A 15,267-nucleotide genomic window follows, 5' to 3' on the forward strand; every position below is an offset into this window, starting at 1 on the left:
GGGGACGAACGCGTTCGGCGACTCAGGCGATCAGCAGGCTTTTCTCGATGGGCCAGCTCAGCCAGACCTTGGCGCCCTGTTCCAGGCGCGAGGCCTGGTGGTCGGCATGCACGGCCAGGCTCATCGGTTGCTTGCCCTCGCTGCCGGCACCCAGGCACAGCTCGGTGCTGGCGCCCTGGTAGGTCTTGGCGGTGAGTACCGCCTGCACCACGTTGTGGCCGTTCACCTGCGGCGGCACGCTATGCAGTTGCATGTGTTCCGGACGCACGGCCAGCAGCGGTGCTTCGGCCTGCACGGCCGGGGAGTAGCCGGCGCGCAGCTCGGCCTCGCCGAAGCGTCCGCAGGCCAGCTCGCCGGCGCGGCCCACCTGGCTCAGCGGGAACAGGTTCATCTTGCCGAGGAACTCGGCGACGAAGCGGTTGCTGGGCTGGTTGTAGATGGTCTGCGGGTCGTCGACCTGGGCCAGTTGGCCGCGGTTGAAGATGGCGATGCGGGTGGACAGGGCGAGGGCTTCGTTCTGGTCGTGGGTGACGAAGACGAAGGTGGTGCCGACCTGGCGGTGGATGCGCTGCAGTTCGGCCTGCAGCTGCTCGCGCAGGTTCTTGTCCAGTGCCGAAAGAGGTTCGTCGAGCAGCAGCATGTCTGGCTCGAACACCAGCGCCCGGGCGATGGCCACGCGTTGCTGCTGGCCGCCGGAGAGCTCGCCGGGGCGCTTGCCCAGGTGCTCGCCGAGGCCTACCACGTCGAGCATGTGGCGTACGCGGCGGTTGCGCTCCTCGGCCTTCACGCCACGGATCTTCAGCGGGAAGGCGACGTTGTCCTCGATGCTCATGTGCGGGAACAGGGCGTAGCCCTGGAACACCATGCCGAAGTTGCGCTTTTCGGCGGGGCGCCGGGTGATATCGGCGCCGCCCTCTTCGAGCTTGCCGCGAGACGGGGCCTGGAAGCCGGCGAGGATCATCAGGAAGGTGGTCTTGCCGGAGCCCGAAGGCCCGAGGAGGGTGAGGAACTCGCCCTGCTGGATGTCGATGGACACGTTGTCCAGCGCGTTGAAACTGCCGTAGCTCTTGCCGATGCCGATGGCACGTAGTTGGGGCTGTCGCTCCACTGCACTTACCTCGATTTCTTGTTCTTGTTCGAGCGGCCGCCGGGTGAGGATCGGGGTAAAAATCAGCGGCCTTTTTTTAATGCAGTATTGTTAAATCTCTCTCCGCATCAATCGCGTTTTTTTGCCCTCATTGTTCGAAATCATTCACCTATCACGGCGCTCCGGCCGCTGTGGCGGAACTGCTCGGACATCCGCAACTCGGCCTTCATCCAGGCCTTGAAGGCCCGCACGTCGGGGCGTTCGGACTTGGCCGGGTCGGTGACGAAGTAGTAGCGGTTGGGCGGCTCGATGGCGACGTTGAACAGCCGCACCAACTGCCCCTTGGCCATGGCGTCGCCGCTGACCAGCGCGTCACCCATGGCCACGCCTTGTCCGGCGATGGCCGCCGACTGCACCAGGTGCGCGTCGGAGAAGACGATGCCGTTACGCACGTTGAGGTTCTTCACCCCGGCGGCGGCGGTCCACAGCAGCCAGTCGGAGTGGTCGACCATGTGCAGGAAGGGCAGGCTGGCGAGGTCTTCCGGCGAGTCGAGGCCGCCGACGGAGTTGATCAGCGACGGGCTGCACACGGGAAAGGTGTCCAGGGTGGCGATCAGGTCGACGTGCAGGTCGGTCCAGTCGCCGACGCCGTAGGCGATGAACAGGTCGACGTCGCGGTCGCTGACGTCGTCGGGTACCCGCGGCGAGACCAGGTTGAGCTCCACCTGCGGGTGTGCGCGCTGGAACTTGCCGATCTGGTGGCACAGCCAGTAGGTGGCGAATCCGGGCGTGCAGCTCACGCACAGGCGGCCGGAGACTTCCTCGGCATTGGCGAAGCGCCGCGCCTCGTTAAGGATCGCCAGGGCGCGCTGGGTCTCGCGGGCGAAGCATTCGCCGTGGTAGGTCAGCGCGATGCCGCGGCCAACCCGCTCGGTGAGCGGGATGCCCAGGCAGTCTTCCAGGCTGTGCAGCTGGTGGCTGACGGCGCTGCGGGTCAGGCTCAGTTCGCTGGCCGCACCGGACAGGCTGCCCAGGCGGGCAACGGCGTCCAGCACGCGCAGGGCGGTCATCGAGGGGAAACGCATGGCTCACTCCAATTTCGAAGTGGAGCCTTTATCCCTGAGCGGGGCGGTGGTGTCGAGTGGCTGCGGGTACGGGCGGAGAGGGTGGGTGTTTCAGGGCGTTTCGCTTGGCGCCTGCAGCGGGCGCCCTGCTGCGACGGATGCTCACTTGTAGGAGCGGGCCATGCCCGCGACCAGACTGGCCCCCGCACCTGCTGCACGGCGAAGCACGAACGTAGGATGGCGTGGAGCTTGCGATACCCATCGATGACCGGGCACCGGCAGCATGGGTATCGCAAGCTCCACCCATCCTACTTAGGCGTTTGCCGGCGAAGACACTGGAATGCGGTTCGCGAGCAAGCTCGCTCCTACAGGTGGACCTCGAGGCCTGGTGTCAGCGCAGCTTCTCCATCATCTGGTAGTACCACATGCCCGCGGCCAGCATCGGGTTGCCGAACACGTCGCCCATGGGCACGCGGATGTGCTTGCACTGGGCGAAGGTGTCGAACTTCTCCAGGTCGCCGGTCATCGCCGTGGCCATGATCTCGCCCATGATGTGGGTGGTCGCCACGCCGTGGCCGGAGTAGCCCTGGCAGTACCAGACGTTCTCCGACAGCTTGCCCAGCTGCGGGATGCGGTTCATCACGATGCCCATGGCGCAGCTCCACTGGAACTCGATGTCCACGCCCTTGAGCGCCGGGAAGGTGCGCTCGATGCATGGGCGCAGCTCGCCGGCGATGTCGCGCGAGTCGCGGCCGGAGTAATTGGCGCCGCCGCCGAACAGCAGGCGGCCGTCGCCGGTCATGCGGTAGTAGTCGAGCACGAAGCGGCAGTCGTAGACCGCCAGGTCCTGCGGGTTGATGCGCTTGGCCAGCTCGCCCAGCGGCCTGGTGGTGACGATGCCGCCCATGGCCGGGAAGATCATGCCCTTGAGCTGCTTGCGTTCCAGCTTGTGGTAGACGTCGCCGGCCAGCATCACCTGGGCTGCGTTGATCCGTCCGCCGGAGGTGACCACTGCCGGACGCGGGCCGTGGATGATATCCAGCACTTCGGAGTGCTCGAAGATCAGTGTGCCCAGGCTGGCGGCGGCCTTGGCTTCGCCGATGCACAGGTTGAGCGGGTGCAGGTGCATGTTGCGGGTGTTCTTGATGGCACCGCAGTACAGGTCGCTTTCCAGGTGCGCGCGCACGCCGGCGCTGTCCAGCAGGCTGATCTCGTCGCCCATGCCGCGACGCTTGGCGTCGTCGAAGGTAGCCTTCAGTTCGTCCATGTGCGACTGCTTCATCGCCGCGTGCAAATGGCCGAACTTCAGGTCGCACTGGATGCCGTACTTCTCCACGCGGCTCTTGATGATCTCGTGGCCGCGCCAGCGCAGGTGCCAGATGAAGTCGTCGACGTCGTCGCCCAGCCATTGGCGCATCTGCTTCTCCATGGCGGAGTCGCCCGAGAGGCTGCCGGTGACCTGCCCGCCGTTGCGCCCGCTGGCGCCCCAGCCGACCTTGTTGGTCTCGACGATGGCGACCTTGTAGCCGCGCTCGGCCAGCTCCACGGCGGTGGCGACGCCGGTGAAGCCGCCGCCGATGATGGCGATGTCGACGTTCACCTCGCCCTGCAGCGTGGGGTAGCTGGTCTCTTCGTTGAGGCTCGCGGAGTAGTAGGACTTCGCGCGCTCGGGGGCGGGAGTGGCGGGGTTAACAGCGGCGTTCATTGCGGTGTTCCTTTCTTGTTCGTTCGTGTGGCCTGCCTCCCTCACCCTAACCCTCTCCCAGAGGGAGAGGGGACTGATCGGAGCAAGCTTAGATGTCTGGTTTTTGCCGGGCGTTTCAGTGAGCGGGAAGCTCATCTCGGCACATTCGGCTCCCTCTCCCTCTGGGAGAGGGTTGGGGTGAGGGGCTTTTTAGCGACCCTCGAATACTCACGCCTGCGTCAGATACCAGCGCCAGTCCTGCTCGCCGACCTCGCCCATGAACTGGCGGTACTCGGCCTGCTTGACCTTCAGGTAGACGCCGAGGAATTCGTGGCCCAGCGCATCGCGCGCCCAGCTGGAGCGCTCCAGCGCGCGCAGCGAGGTCAGCCAGTCGGTGGGCAGCAGTTCCTTGGCCTGGGCGTAGCCGTTGCCTTCCACCGGTGCGCCCGGGTCGATCTCCTCGCGGATGCCGCGATGGATGCCGGCGAGGATGGCTGCGGCGGCCAGGTAAGGGTTGGCGTCAGCGCCACAGATGCGGTGCTCCACGTGCCGCGTGTTAGCCGGGCCGCCCGGCACGCGCAGGCTCACGGTGCGGTTGTCGCAGCCCCAGGTCGGCGCCAGCGGTGCGTAGCTGTTGGCCTGGAAGCGGCGGTAGGAGTTGGCGTTGGGGCAGAACAGCAGCAGTGAGTCGAGCAGGCTTTTCAGCATGCCGCCCACGGACTGGCGCAGCAGCGGAGTGCCCGCCGGATCTTCACTGGCGAAGAGGTTGTTGCCCTCGGCGTCGGCCAGGGAAACGTGCATGTGCATGCCGGTGCCGGCCAGGTCGTCGAACGGCTTGGCCATGAAGCACGCCTGCATGCCGTGCTTGTGCGCCACGCCCTTCACCAGGCGCTTGTAGCGCACGGCCTGGTCCATGGCGACCAGCGCATCGCCGTGCTCCAGGGTGATTTCCACCTGGCCCGGTGCGTACTCGGAGATGGCCGTGCGCGCCGGAATGCCCTGGGCCTTGCACGCGGCATAAAGGTCGGCGAGGAAGGGTTCGATCTGCTCCAGCTCGCGCAGGCCGTAGACCTGGGTGGCACGCGGGCGGCCACCGTCGGCGTCCAGCGCTGGTTGCGGGCGGCCATGGGCGTCGCGCTTGGCGTCCAGCAGGTAGAACTCCAGCTCGCAGGCCATCACCGGGTGGTAGCCGGCGGCCTTGAGGCCGTCGATCACATGGATCAGTACATGGCGCGGGTCGGCGATATCCGCCGGCTTGCCTTGTTCGGGATGCATGCTGACCTGCACCGCCGCCGTGGGAATCTGCCGCCAGGGCAGGCGCACCAGGCTGCCTTGCAGCGGGTAGGCGCGGCAGTCGATATCGCCAACGTCCCAGACCAGCCCGGAATCCTCCACATCCTCGCCATGCACGGTGAGGCCGAGGATGGTGCTGGGCAGCGGCCGGCCGGACTGGTACACGGCGAGCAGTTCCTCGCGGTGCAGCAGCTTGCCGCGCGGCACGCCGTTGGCGTCGAGGATGAACAGCTCGACCATCTCGATATCGGGGTTCTGGGCCAGGAAATACTGGGCTTCTTGCACAGAGGCGAAATTCATGGGGCTCTCGTTAGCATCCACGCGGATGCGCTGACGACCTGCAGGCCAGGGCCGCACCGAGGGGCACGGGATTGAAGGCAGGCAAGCGATGCAACGGGCTACGTCTTGTTCGATGAAAAGCGTTGGCCGTGATGAGCCGAGCTCTTCGATGAATGTAGTTCCGTCGGGCGAAGTCGGGCGGGGTGCCCGGTCAGCGAGAGGTATGGTCGGGCGGGCGCGCGTGGCGGCAATGCCAGAGCGCCCAGAAGGCCAGTTCCAGAGGCAGGGTCAGCGGTTGCAGCTCGAGCCAGCGGGCATGTTTGCGCGGCAGGCGGACAGCGCTGCCGGCCTTGCGGGCGGCGACGGGTTCCAGCGGTGCGGGCGAAACGAGCAGGTGCATGTCGAAGGATTTGGCTGACGATTTCCGCAGACTCGCACGGCGTATGGGTTTGTTAAATGTGATTTTCACGACGTTTGGATTTGCAAAATCGAAACTGAATGCTCGTTGCTGATCGGCATGAAGGCCATTCCAGAGCCTTTGCGTTGCTCTTCGCGCACCTCGTCGAAGCACTCGTAGCGCTCGCCGTGTCTGCCCTAGACTGGGGCAATCAGCGTCCGCCACGGGCCCGTCCATGTGCCGCATCGTCTTCGCCCCATCGATCCAGCGCCATGTTCCCATCGAGGAGCGCGAGTTGCCGGCCGTGACCCTCGCCGGCGCGCTGGAAGCGGTATTTGTCGAAGCGCCGAAATTGCGCGGTTACCTGCTCGACGACCAGGGCGGGTTGCGCCGGCACCTGACGATCTTCATCGACGGCCTGCGCCTGCGTGACCGCGCCCGCCTTAGCGATGCGCTGGCAGCGGACAGCGAGGTCTACGTGGTCCAGGCCCTGAGCGGCGGTTGAGGGCAAGGCGGCATATCAGGAGGGCAAGATGGATGATCGATTGCTGGTGGCGACCCGCAAGGGGCTGTTCACCTTCCAGCGTGGCGCGGACGGCTGGCAGGAAACCCGTCGGGACTTCATTGGCGAGCCGCTGAGCACGGTGCTCGCCGACCCGCGCGATGAAACCCTCTACGCCGCCCTCAACCTCGGCCACTTCGGCTGCAAGCTCTGGCGTCAGCGTGTCGGCGAGGGCTGGCAGGAGATCGCCGTGCCGACCTACCCGCCGCAACCCGATCCGCTGCCCGCGCCCCAGGAGGGGGAAGCCCCGCCCGCGCCCTGGGTCCTGCAGCAGATCTGGTGCCTGGAGATTGGCGGCGCCGCCGAGCCCGGCGTGCTCTGGGCCGGGACTATTCCCGGCGGCCTGTTCCGCAGCGACGATGGTGGCGATAGCTGGCAGCTCAATCGCCCGCTCTGGGACCGCCCCGAGCGCTCGCGCTGGATGGGCGGCGGCTACGACTGGCCGGGCATCCACTCGGTCAGCGTCGACCCGCGAGACAGCCAGCACCTGACCATTGCCGTGTCCTGCGGTGGCGTCTGGCAGAGCGACGATGGCGGTGCCAATTGGCGCCTCACCACCAGCGGCATGTACGCCGACTACATGCCGCCGGAGCTGCGCGAGGAGGGCGCCATCCAGGACCCGCACCGCCTGGTGCACTGTCCCGCGCAGCCGCAGCGCCTGTGGGTGCAGCACCACAACGGCATCTTCACCTCCACCGATGGCGGCGCGCGCTGGAGCGACGTGCAGGTCAAGCCGTCGAGCTTCGGCTTCGCCGTCGCCGTCCACCCGACCCGGCCGGACACCGCCTGGTTCGTCCCCGCGGTGAAGGACGTCTGCCGGATTCCGGTGGATGCCCGTTTCGTCGTGACCCGTACCCGTGATGGCGGCGCCAGCTTCGAAGTGCTCGACAGCGGCCTGCCGCAGGGCGCGGCCTTCGACCTGGTGTACCGCCACGGCCTGGCGGTGGACGACGATGGCGTGTGCCTGGCCATGGGGTCCACCACAGGCGGGCTGTGGCTGTCGGAGAACGGCGGCGATCACTGGCAATGCCTGTCGATGAACCTGCCGCCGATCTACTGCGTGCGCTTCGGCTGAGCCTTGCGCCTGGCCTGTTCGCGCACCTCGCGCGGCTTCATGCGGCGATCGAAATAGTTGATCGCGGTGCCGAACACGACGATGGCGATCAGGATGGTCAGGCCGATGTGCGTGGCATCCATGGGGTTCTCCTTGAGGGGGCGGATTACAGCGCCTGGCCGCGCCGCTTGAGCTCCAGGCGGCGGATGAATTCCTCCAGCACCTGGCGGTAGAGGTTGTCCCTGAGGCAGGCGTCTTCGATGCCGGCGTCGAGGTTGGGGTTGTCGTTCACCTCGATCACCATCACCTCGCCGTTCGCCTCCTTGAGGTCCACGCCATACAGGCCGTCGCCGATCAGGCTGGCGGTCTTCAGCGCCAGTTCCACCACGGCGGGCGGCGCGCTTTCCACCGGCAGGGTGCGGCATTCGCCGATCACCTCGCCGCCAGCCTTGTGCTCGACGATCTGCCAGTGCCCGCGGGACATGAAGTACTGGCAGGCGAACACCGGCTTGCGGTTGAGGATGCCGATGCGCCAGTCGTACTCGGTATAGAGGTACTCCTGAGCGAGCAGCAGCACCGAGTGCTCGAACAGTTCGGCGCTGACGCTGCGCAGTTGCTGGGCGTCCTCGACCTTGTAGACGCCCCGGGAGAAGCAGCCGTCGGGAATCTTCAGCACCAGCGGGAAGCCCAGCTGTGCACCGACGCGCTCCAGTTCCTGAGGGTTGTCCTTGTAGAGGATTTCCGTGTCCGGCATGCCCAGGCCCTGGCCGCGCAGCAGGTCGGTCAGGTAGACCTTGTTGGTGCAGCGCAGGATCGAAGCCGGGTCGTCCATCACGATCAGTCCCTCGCGTTCGGCCTTCTTGGCGAAGCGGTAGGTGTGGTCGTCGACGCGAGTCGTCTCGCGGATCAGCAGCGCGTCGTACTCGGCCAGGCGCGCGTAGTCCTTCTTCTCGATCAGGTCGACATCGATGCCTAACTGCCGGCCGACGCGGACGAAGTTCTGCAGCGCCGCAGCATTGGACGGCGGCAGGCTCTCCGCCGGGTTGTGCAGGATGGCCAGGTCATAACGCGCCAGCCGCCGCGAGTTGGGCTGGCGCCAGACGCGCCGGCTGAAGCGGTCGAGGGCGTCGGCGAACTGGTCTTCCTGTTTCTCCCGCAGCTTGTGCAGGGCGCCGGGGCGAACGCCGGCGATATGCCAGGCATCGGTGCGGCGGAAGTCCACCAGCAGGATCGGGCAGGGGAAGGCCTCGAACAGCTGGCGGGCGATGGGTTGCAGCGGCTCCAGGTCGGTGCGGCCGAAGTACAGGCGCAGGGTGAAGCCGTCGGTGCTGGCGCAGGGATGCTGGTCGAGGGCTTTCTCCAGGGTTTTTTCCAGGCCGTCCAGGGCTAGCCCGTAGAGGGATTTCTTCGCCAGTTCGCTGATCGTGCGTACCGATGGGATCACCTTGTGCCCGCGCGCCTCGGCGAGTAGCGAACAATAATAACCGTGGCCCAGGTATTTATAGTTTCGACACAGGTTGATCACTTGGAAGCGTTTTCCCGCATCGAACTGGCGGGAGTCTTCCAGGTATTCCCGTGCGCTCAGCATATCTTCGCTGGGAATATACGAAGCCCAGTCTTCCTTGCGCTCGACGATGATCAGGACCTGGCTGGAACGGGCTGAAGGCGGCTCCGCAGAGGTGTCGGTGACAGCCTGGAGGGAACTTGCATTCAACTTTTCATGGAAGTTAGTGTGTAGCGAAGACATTGTTCACGGACCTGTCTGGAAGTTGCCGTGTGTCTATTAAGCAGCAACTTCTGGAAATGTCCCGATTCATGACGAAAGTTTTACGGAGAACCCATGCCGCTGTTATATCGCCTTGCCACCCGTGCCGATTTAGCGGCTCTTGTGGCGCTGGAGGAGGGCACTTTTCACCAGGACCGTCTGAGTGCGCGCAGCTTTCGCCAGATGATCGCCGCACCGAGTGCCGAGCTGATCGTGGCGCAGGAGGGCAACGAGTTGCTCGGTTACGCCTTGCTGCTGTTTCGCCGGGGCACGAAGGTGGCGCGCCTGTATTCGCTGGCGACCTCGCAGCAGGCTCGCGGCAGGGGACTGGGCAGCGGATTGCTGGAACAGGCGGAGCGTAGTGCCGCGCGGCACGGTTGCAGGGCGTTGCGGCTCGAGGTGCGCGTCGATAACTGCGTCGCCATTGGGCTCTATGAGCGGCGTGGCTATCGCCGCTTCGGCCGGATCGCCAATTTCTACGAAGACGGCGCCGATGCCTGGCGGTACGAGAAACCGCTGATCTGATGAAGGGGGAGGGGCTGGTCAGGGTGCGGAAAACAATCTATAAAAATATAGATTGTATATTGGTAGATCGTCCCCATGACCGCCACCACGCTCGAACCCGCCGACGCCCTGCGCCTGCACCAATCCGCTGAATCCGCCTGCCAGTTGCTCAAGGCGCTGGCCAACACCGATCGCCTGATGCTGCTCTGCCAGTTGGCCCAGGGCGAGCTGAACGTCGGCGAGCTGGAAGCCTGTACCGGCATCACCCAGCCTACCCTGTCGCAGCAACTGGCCGTGCTGCGCCGCGAGGAGCTGGTGGAGACCCGCCGCGATGGCAAGCAGGTCTACTACCGCATTGCCAGCCAGCAGGCACTGGCGGTGATCGAGACCTTGTACCGGCTGTTCTGCGCGGAGCAGGCGAGATGATCGACTGGGCTCATTTCACGCCGTGGAGCGCGCTGGCCGGCGGCGCACTGATCGGTCTTTCGGCCGGGCTCTATGCCGTGCTCGATGGCCGCGTCGCCGGTATCAGCGGCTTGCTCGGCGGGTTGTTCAACAGTGCAGGCTGGAAGGGCGAAGGATTGTTCTTCCTGATCGGGATACTCGCTGCCCCGCTGTTGTGGACGGTGCTGCATCCGCTGCCGGAGATCCGTTTCGAGGCCGGCTGGATGACGCTGGCGGTGGCGGGCCTGGTGGTCGGCGTTGGCAGCCGTTTCGGTTCCGGCTGCACCAGTGGGCATGGCGTCTGCGGTTTGTCGCGGCTCTCCGGTCGCTCGCTGGTGGCGACGTTGTGCTTCATGGGCACCGGCTTTGCCACCGTGTTTGTCGTGCGTCATCTGCTGGGGAGTGGGGCATGAGCCGCATCGTCGCGTTGCTGGCCGGCCTGCTGTTCGGTTTCGGCCTGCTGCTGGCCGGCATGGCCAACCCGGCCAAGGTGCTGGGGTTCCTCGATCTCGCCGGGGCGTGGGACCCGTCGCTGGCGCTGGTGATGTTCGCCGCCATCGCGGTTGGTCTACCGTTTTTCACTTGGGCGCGGCGGCAGCATCGTTCGCTGCTGGGCGGCCTGATGCAACTGCCGCAGCGCCGTGAACTGGATGGCCGACTGATCGGCGGCAGCCTGCTGTTCGGCGTTGGCTGGGGCATTGCCGGCATTTGTCCGGGGCCGGCTTTGGTGACCTTCGCTGCCGGCTACTGGCAGGGAGCGCTGTTCTGCATCGCCATGCTGGTGGGGATGGCGGGCTACGAATGGAAAATCGAGACCAGGAGGAGACCCACATGAGCGCCACCATCCAGCACTTCTTCGATCCCGCCACATCCACCTACAGCTATGTAGTGGCGGATCACAGCACCGGGCGCTGCGCCATCATCGACCCGGTGCTGGACTACGATGCCGCCGCCGGCCGCGTTGGCAACGCCGGCGCCCGCCAGATACTCGAGTACGTTCGCGAGCAGGCGCTGACGGTGGAGTGGCTGCTGGAAACCCATCTGCATGCCGATCACCTGTCCGCCGCCGCCTGGCTCAAGGGCGAACTGGGCGGCCGGCTGGCCATCGGATCGAGCATCGCCCAGGTTCAGCGCACCTTCGCCGGCCTGTTCAACCTGGATGAAGATTTCCCCTGCGACGGCAGCCAGTTCGACCATCTGTTCGAAGATGGCGAGTGCTTCAGCATCGGCGAACTGCAGGCCCAGGCGCTGCACACGCCCGGCCACACACCGGCCTGCATGACCTACCTGGTCGGCGATGCGGCGTTCGTGGGTGACACCCTGTTCATGCCCGACTACGGCACTGCCCGGTGCGACTTTCCCGGCGGCGATGCACGGCAGTTGTACCGCTCGATCCAGCGACTGTTCGCCTTGCCGGACCAGACGCGGCTGTTCATGTGCCACGACTACCTGACTGCCAATCGCGATCACCATGAGTTCGAAACCAGCGTGGCGCGGCAACGCCAGGACAACGTGCACGTGCATGAGGGGGTGAGCGAAGACGCCTTCGTCAGCATGCGTCAGCAGCGCGATGCAGGGCTGCATGCGCCGGCGCTGATCTGGCCGTCGATCCAGGTGAACATGCGTGCGGGCGAGCTGCCGGAGGCGGAAGCCAACGGCGTGCGTTACCTGCGAATTCCGCTGGACCGCCTGTGAAAAAAGCCGCCCCGAAGGGCGGCAAGCACCGAGGAAGATGGTTCCCCGCGCAGGGCGCGGGGAGGGTGGATCAGAAGCGCCAGTCCAGCGACAGGTTGCCCGACACCGAGTTGTAGCCGGTGCGGAACAGATCACTGGCAACCCCGGCGCCGATGTCGACGTTCTCGCTGAGCGAGTAGCGGATGTTGCCGCGCACGCCCATGGAGTCGCGGTCCATGACGGTGTTCTTGCTGCGGAACGAGGAGCCCTGGTAGGTGGCGAAGGTCGCGTCCTGGATCAGGTCGGTGTTCAGCAGTTCGTGGTTCCAGGTGACCTGGCCCTCGGCCTTGATGGCGCGGCCGCCTTCCAGCGGGAAGTTCATCGCGCTGTTCAGGCCGATGCTGGAGCGCAGCGAATCGAACTGCTGCGATTCCAACTTCAGGGCCGAGCCATCGGCGCCTTTCTCGTGGGTGCCGTCGCGCCACAGGCTGGTGTAGGTCAGGGTGGCGATCGGACCCAGGCTGACGTTCTCGTTCAGCTGGAAGCGATAGCCGCCCCCGCCGACCAGCGACGCGCTGGTGCCGGTCCAGTCGGCCTTGTTGCGCGCGGAGTAGTCGTCGAAGTCGATCTTGCGCTTGAGTTCACCGCTCTCGTAGCCGACGCGGGCGCTGCCCAGCCAGTAGGTGCCGGCCATCGGGTCGAGTGCGTAGCGGACGTGTGCACCCAACTCCAACGCCGTGGTATCGCCATCGCCGCGCTGCGGGTCCTTCAGGCTGAGGTTCTGCTTACTGGCGGCGCCATGCAGGCCAACGATCAATGCGCCGTCGCTGGAGGCGGCGGTTTCCGCACCGAAGATCACGCCGTAGCTGTCGGTGGTGTAGCCCACGGCATCGTGATCGCTGTTCTGCCGGGAATTGCCGCCGAAGGGCTGGATGAAGGTCTGCCACTCATCGTCACGCAGCTTGCCCGGTTCGCGGGCGCTGATGGCGTCGGCCACTTGCTGCTCGCGCTGCAGCGAACTGGCCATCATGGCGCTATAGGCGGACGGGGAGAGCTGCTCCAGCGCCCTGGCGATGGTGCTGCCGTCGGGGTTGGAGAAGTCCAGCGCGGTGTACAGGTTCTGGCGGTCGGTGCTGGCCGGCGAGGAGGTGGTTTCGCTCAGGGCTTCACCGACATTACGCCCGTTTTTGCTCGTGGCGTACTGGCTGTAAGCATCGCTGGTGCGGTTGAAGCTCAGTAGCTGGCTGCCGTTGATTTGCGGAGTGGCCAGCAGCGACAGAGTCGGCGAAATAGGCGTGGCCTGCACTTCGTCGAAGGCGCCGGTGGTGGAGTTTGCCGCCAGCAGTTGGCTGGAGCTGATTTTCCATTGCGGCGAGTACCAGCCACGCTGCGGCGAGACGGTCAGGCGACCGGCGAGGTCGGCGTTGCCCTTGACCACCAGGCTGTCGTGGGCGCCCTTGTCGTTGACCTCCACCAGCAATTGGCCGGAATCGGTCTGCTGGTAGTTGCCGTCGACGGTGATGCTGCCGATGGAGTTTCCCGGTGCGACGGTGCCACGGTTGACGAACGAGCCGTCTTCGTTGAGCTTGAAATAGCCGTTGCCGGCCAGCGTTGCGCCTTCAGCGACTTCCATGCTGTAGACCTGGTTGTGCCCGCCCAGGGAAGTGACGCCGCCACGCAGGTTGAGGGCGAAGTTGGTGATGCCTTGGATGTCGCCGTTGTAGGTCATGCGGAAGTTCGGGTCGGCCTGGTTGGTGGCGCGGCCCTGACTATCGGCCAGGCGACCGAAGGTCAGTTGGGTCAGGCGCTGGTTACCGTTGTCGTCCTCCTGGTCATAGGCGGAAAGGATATTGCCTTCGAGCTTCGCGCCGGACAGCACGTTGAGGGTATTGACCAGGGCGTTGCTGGAGATGGAGATGGCCGCTGCCTTGCCGGCCAGGCGACCGCTGATGTCGACGTTGTCGACCAGGGCGCCTTCGAGCTCCGGGAGCAGGTCGGAAGGACTGCCATCTTCAGTGCGAATGAACGATCCGCGATACTCGCTCTTGTTGCCCACTAGATTGTTGCCGAAGTTGAATTCGGCCGCGATGCCCTGATCGCCCAGCGCCTCGACATCACCGCGCTGGATGAAGTTGTGGTCCATGCCGTAAGCGAAGAGCACGCCTCGACCGTTCAAGCCGTCGGCATGAATGCGGGTGCCGGGTTCTACTATCAGGGTGTTGCCTTCGCCGTCGATTCGCACGCCGGCGGCCCCGGCGCCACGGGTCAGCAGGTTGGCCTGCTGGAAGATCAGGTTATTGTTGCCGTAAACGTGGAGCCCCAAGCCCATCAACGTGTTGCTGTAGGCGCCAACCAGGTAATCGGTGCCTTCGGCATTGCGCTGGTAATAGCCGTGCTGGTTGTACAGAGTCTGGCCGTCGCCATACACCGAATAGCCGAAGAAATTGCGGCGGTCGATCTGGTAACCCAGGTCCTGCAGGGCCGCCAGTTCCGCCTCCATGAAGGTGGTGTAGTTGCGATAGTTCTGGTGGCTCATCAGGCTGTTCTTCAGCTCGATATGGGCCATGTAGTCAGTGTCGATGGTGCCGTCCAGGCTCAGTATCCGCACGGGAACGCCGGGCATGGCGCCAGCCAGGACTTCATCCACATGCTTGCCTGTGACGTAACCGTTGTCCTGGCGCAGATCGAAGCCGGCGGGGTCATAGGGGGTGGCGCAGACCGAGCAGAGTACGGCCTGGCCCGGCTGCGCCGGATTGCCATTGTCGTCCCGCATATGCTCTTCCCAGGACCCCAACGAGGATTGGAAATAGGGGGTTTTGGAACCGCTGCCATTTTTATCGGCAACGTAAGTGGTGACTCCCAGTCCATGCGCCAGTTCGTGGAGTGCCGTGGCGCTGAGATCGAAGTTGGTTGAGCGCGGCTGCTGGGAGGGTAGGTAGGCGATCGAATCGTAGGTGAGCCCGTTGCCCATCTGGAATTGCGCATGGGACCCATAGTCCAGCGACTTGACCAGATCGTTCCGCCCGATGAGGGCTGCCTGAACAGCGGTGAGTGCGCTTGTCTCGGTAACCTGGACCGAATCGCTGGCGCCGCCGGCATTGTCCTCGTTATTGGTCCCCACGTTGACCACGGCAATGGGCGCACCCGGAGCCGGCCGGATCACTGTCGCCCAATACTCGATGGCTTTCTGAATCTTGCTCTTCTGGTCGCCGCTGAGATTCCATGTTGATACTTGCGCGGTGTCCCCGTCGGTCATGTAGGGGCCGTCGCCTACATCGAAGAAGCGCGTTTCGAAGACGGGAACGCCCTGTGGGCCGTAAGCCAGTCGGGACTCCTGGGCGCACAGCGAGAAGCTGGCGGCGGCCAGGGAGATGGCCAGTGAAACTTTGTTTCGGCTGAATGCCTGGGTTCTTTTCACGTTTAACTCCTGTCAGCTAGTACCTGCCAGCGCGTCATGGCG

Annotated in this window: 14 protein-coding genes and 1 pseudogene; 7 read left to right on the plus strand and 8 right to left on the minus strand. The window is 65.1% G+C overall.

What is annotated here, in order from left to right; genetic code table 11:
• Nucleotides 1–22 precede the first annotated feature (22 nt).
• From IB256_RS27295 to IB256_RS27315, 5 genes are all read right to left on the minus strand, one after another.
• Entirely contained in the window at nucleotides 23–1,108 is a 1,086-nt protein-coding gene (locus tag IB256_RS27295; protein WP_192404718.1) for an ABC transporter ATP-binding protein, read from the minus strand.
• Nucleotides 1,109–1,248: 140 nt separating this feature from the next.
• The gene (locus IB256_RS27300; protein WP_081518536.1) at nucleotides 1,249–2,172 is read right to left on the minus strand and encodes a LysR substrate-binding domain-containing protein; all 924 of its coding nucleotides are present in this window, start codon (nucleotides 2,170–2,172) and stop codon (nucleotides 1,249–1,251) included.
• Nucleotides 2,173–2,542: 370 nt separating this feature from the next.
• A complete protein-coding gene (locus tag IB256_RS27305; protein WP_192404719.1) occupies nucleotides 2,543–3,856 on the minus strand; it encodes an NAD(P)/FAD-dependent oxidoreductase in 1,314 nt (437 codons plus the stop codon).
• Nucleotides 3,857–4,063: 207 nt separating this feature from the next.
• Nucleotides 4,064–5,428 carry a glutamine synthetase family protein gene (locus IB256_RS27310; RefSeq protein WP_151187641.1) on the minus strand — a complete coding sequence of 455 codons (1,365 nt, stop codon included), beginning with the start codon at nucleotides 5,426–5,428 and terminating at the stop codon, nucleotides 4,064–4,066.
• Between the two features lie 190 nt (nucleotides 5,429–5,618).
• The gene (locus tag IB256_RS27315; protein WP_192294931.1) at nucleotides 5,619–5,807 is read right to left on the minus strand and encodes a hypothetical protein; all 189 of its coding nucleotides are present in this window, start codon (nucleotides 5,805–5,807) and stop codon (nucleotides 5,619–5,621) included.
• 232 nt (nucleotides 5,808–6,039) lie between these two features.
• On the opposite strand from IB256_RS27315, the gene IB256_RS27320 reads away from it, so the two are divergent.
• Both IB256_RS27320 and IB256_RS27325 read left to right on the plus strand, forming a co-directional pair.
• Nucleotides 6,040–6,309, plus strand: a complete 270-nt coding sequence (locus IB256_RS27320) for a MoaD/ThiS family protein (RefSeq protein WP_192404720.1) — start codon at nucleotides 6,040–6,042, stop codon at nucleotides 6,307–6,309.
• A gap of 28 nt (nucleotides 6,310–6,337) precedes the next feature.
• Nucleotides 6,338–7,441 (plus strand): WD40/YVTN/BNR-like repeat-containing protein, encoded by a 1,104-nt coding sequence (locus tag IB256_RS27325; protein WP_192404721.1) that lies wholly within the window; start codon nucleotides 6,338–6,340, stop codon nucleotides 7,439–7,441.
• Here IB256_RS27325 and IB256_RS27330 read toward each other — a convergent pair.
• Both IB256_RS27330 and IB256_RS27335 read right to left on the minus strand, forming a co-directional pair.
• A complete protein-coding gene (locus tag IB256_RS27330) occupies nucleotides 7,420–7,563 on the minus strand; it encodes a hypothetical protein (RefSeq protein ID WP_192294928.1) in 144 nt (47 codons plus the stop codon). The genes IB256_RS27325 and IB256_RS27330 overlap by 22 nt on opposite strands.
• Nucleotides 7,564–7,586: 23 nt before the next feature.
• Nucleotides 7,587–9,077: pseudogene (locus IB256_RS27335) on the minus strand (RimK family protein); the annotation flags it as partial.
• Nucleotides 9,078–9,260: 183 nt separating this feature from the next.
• Here IB256_RS27335 and IB256_RS27340 point away from each other — a divergent pair.
• The 5 genes from IB256_RS27340 (at nucleotide 9,261) to IB256_RS27360 (ending at nucleotide 11,828) form a co-directional block, all read left to right on the plus strand.
• Nucleotides 9,261–9,710 carry a GNAT family N-acetyltransferase gene (locus IB256_RS27340; protein WP_192404723.1) on the plus strand — a complete coding sequence of 150 codons (450 nt, stop codon included), beginning with the start codon at nucleotides 9,261–9,263 and terminating at the stop codon, nucleotides 9,708–9,710.
• 75 nt (nucleotides 9,711–9,785) lie between these two features.
• A complete protein-coding gene (locus IB256_RS27345) occupies nucleotides 9,786–10,115 on the plus strand; it encodes an ArsR/SmtB family transcription factor (protein ID WP_081518528.1) in 330 nt (109 codons plus the stop codon).
• Nucleotides 10,112–10,546, plus strand: coding sequence for a YeeE/YedE family protein (locus tag IB256_RS27350; protein ID WP_192404724.1), 435 nt, complete (start codon nucleotides 10,112–10,114; stop codon nucleotides 10,544–10,546). The genes IB256_RS27345 and IB256_RS27350 overlap by 4 nt, the downstream gene beginning before the upstream one ends.
• On the plus strand, nucleotides 10,543–10,968 hold the full coding sequence (locus IB256_RS27355) for a DUF6691 family protein (protein WP_081518526.1): 426 nt from the start codon (nucleotides 10,543–10,545) through the stop codon (nucleotides 10,966–10,968). Before IB256_RS27350 ends, IB256_RS27355 begins: the two co-directional genes overlap by 4 nt.
• Nucleotides 10,965–11,828 (plus strand): MBL fold metallo-hydrolase, encoded by an 864-nt coding sequence (locus IB256_RS27360; RefSeq protein WP_192404725.1) that lies wholly within the window; start codon nucleotides 10,965–10,967, stop codon nucleotides 11,826–11,828. Before IB256_RS27355 ends, IB256_RS27360 begins: the two co-directional genes overlap by 4 nt.
• Before the next feature lie 70 nt (nucleotides 11,829–11,898).
• Here IB256_RS27360 and IB256_RS30890 read toward each other — a convergent pair whose 3' ends face one another.
• Complete coding sequence (locus tag IB256_RS30890; RefSeq protein WP_192404726.1) at nucleotides 11,899–15,225, minus strand: autotransporter domain-containing protein; 3,327 nt, start codon at nucleotides 15,223–15,225, stop codon at nucleotides 11,899–11,901.
• Nucleotides 15,226–15,267 lie beyond the last annotated feature (42 nt).

It is taken from the genome of Pseudomonas sp. PDM17, assembly GCF_014851985.1.
Classification (GTDB): domain Bacteria; phylum Pseudomonadota; class Gammaproteobacteria; order Pseudomonadales; family Pseudomonadaceae; genus Pseudomonas.

Bases quoted from the DNA above. Each gene is read 5' to 3' on its own strand.
- IB256_RS27300 (WP_081518536.1), bottom strand. From the start codon at position 2,172: ATGCGTTTCCCCTCGATGACCGCCCTGCGCGTGCTGGACGCCGTTGCC.
- IB256_RS27305 (WP_192404719.1), bottom strand. From the start codon at position 3,856: ATGAACGCCGCTGTTAACCCCGCCACTCCCGCCCCCGAGCGCGCGAAG.
- IB256_RS27310 (WP_151187641.1), bottom strand. From the start codon at position 5,428: ATGAATTTCGCCTCTGTGCAAGAAGCCCAGTATTTCCTGGCCCAGAAC.
- IB256_RS27315 (WP_192294931.1), bottom strand. From the start codon at position 5,807: ATGCACCTGCTCGTTTCGCCCGCACCGCTGGAACCCGTCGCCGCCCGC.
- IB256_RS27320 (WP_192404720.1), top strand. From the start codon at position 6,040: ATGTGCCGCATCGTCTTCGCCCCATCGATCCAGCGCCATGTTCCCATC.
- IB256_RS27325 (WP_192404721.1), top strand. From the start codon at position 6,338: ATGGATGATCGATTGCTGGTGGCGACCCGCAAGGGGCTGTTCACCTTC.
- IB256_RS27330 (WP_192294928.1), bottom strand. From the start codon at position 7,563: ATGGATGCCACGCACATCGGCCTGACCATCCTGATCGCCATCGTCGTG.
- IB256_RS27340 (WP_192404723.1), top strand. From the start codon at position 9,261: ATGCCGCTGTTATATCGCCTTGCCACCCGTGCCGATTTAGCGGCTCTT.
- IB256_RS27345 (WP_081518528.1), top strand. From the start codon at position 9,786: ATGACCGCCACCACGCTCGAACCCGCCGACGCCCTGCGCCTGCACCAA.
- IB256_RS27350 (WP_192404724.1), top strand. From the start codon at position 10,112: ATGATCGACTGGGCTCATTTCACGCCGTGGAGCGCGCTGGCCGGCGGC.
- IB256_RS27355 (WP_081518526.1), top strand. From the start codon at position 10,543: ATGAGCCGCATCGTCGCGTTGCTGGCCGGCCTGCTGTTCGGTTTCGGC.
- IB256_RS27360 (WP_192404725.1), top strand. From the start codon at position 10,965: ATGAGCGCCACCATCCAGCACTTCTTCGATCCCGCCACATCCACCTAC.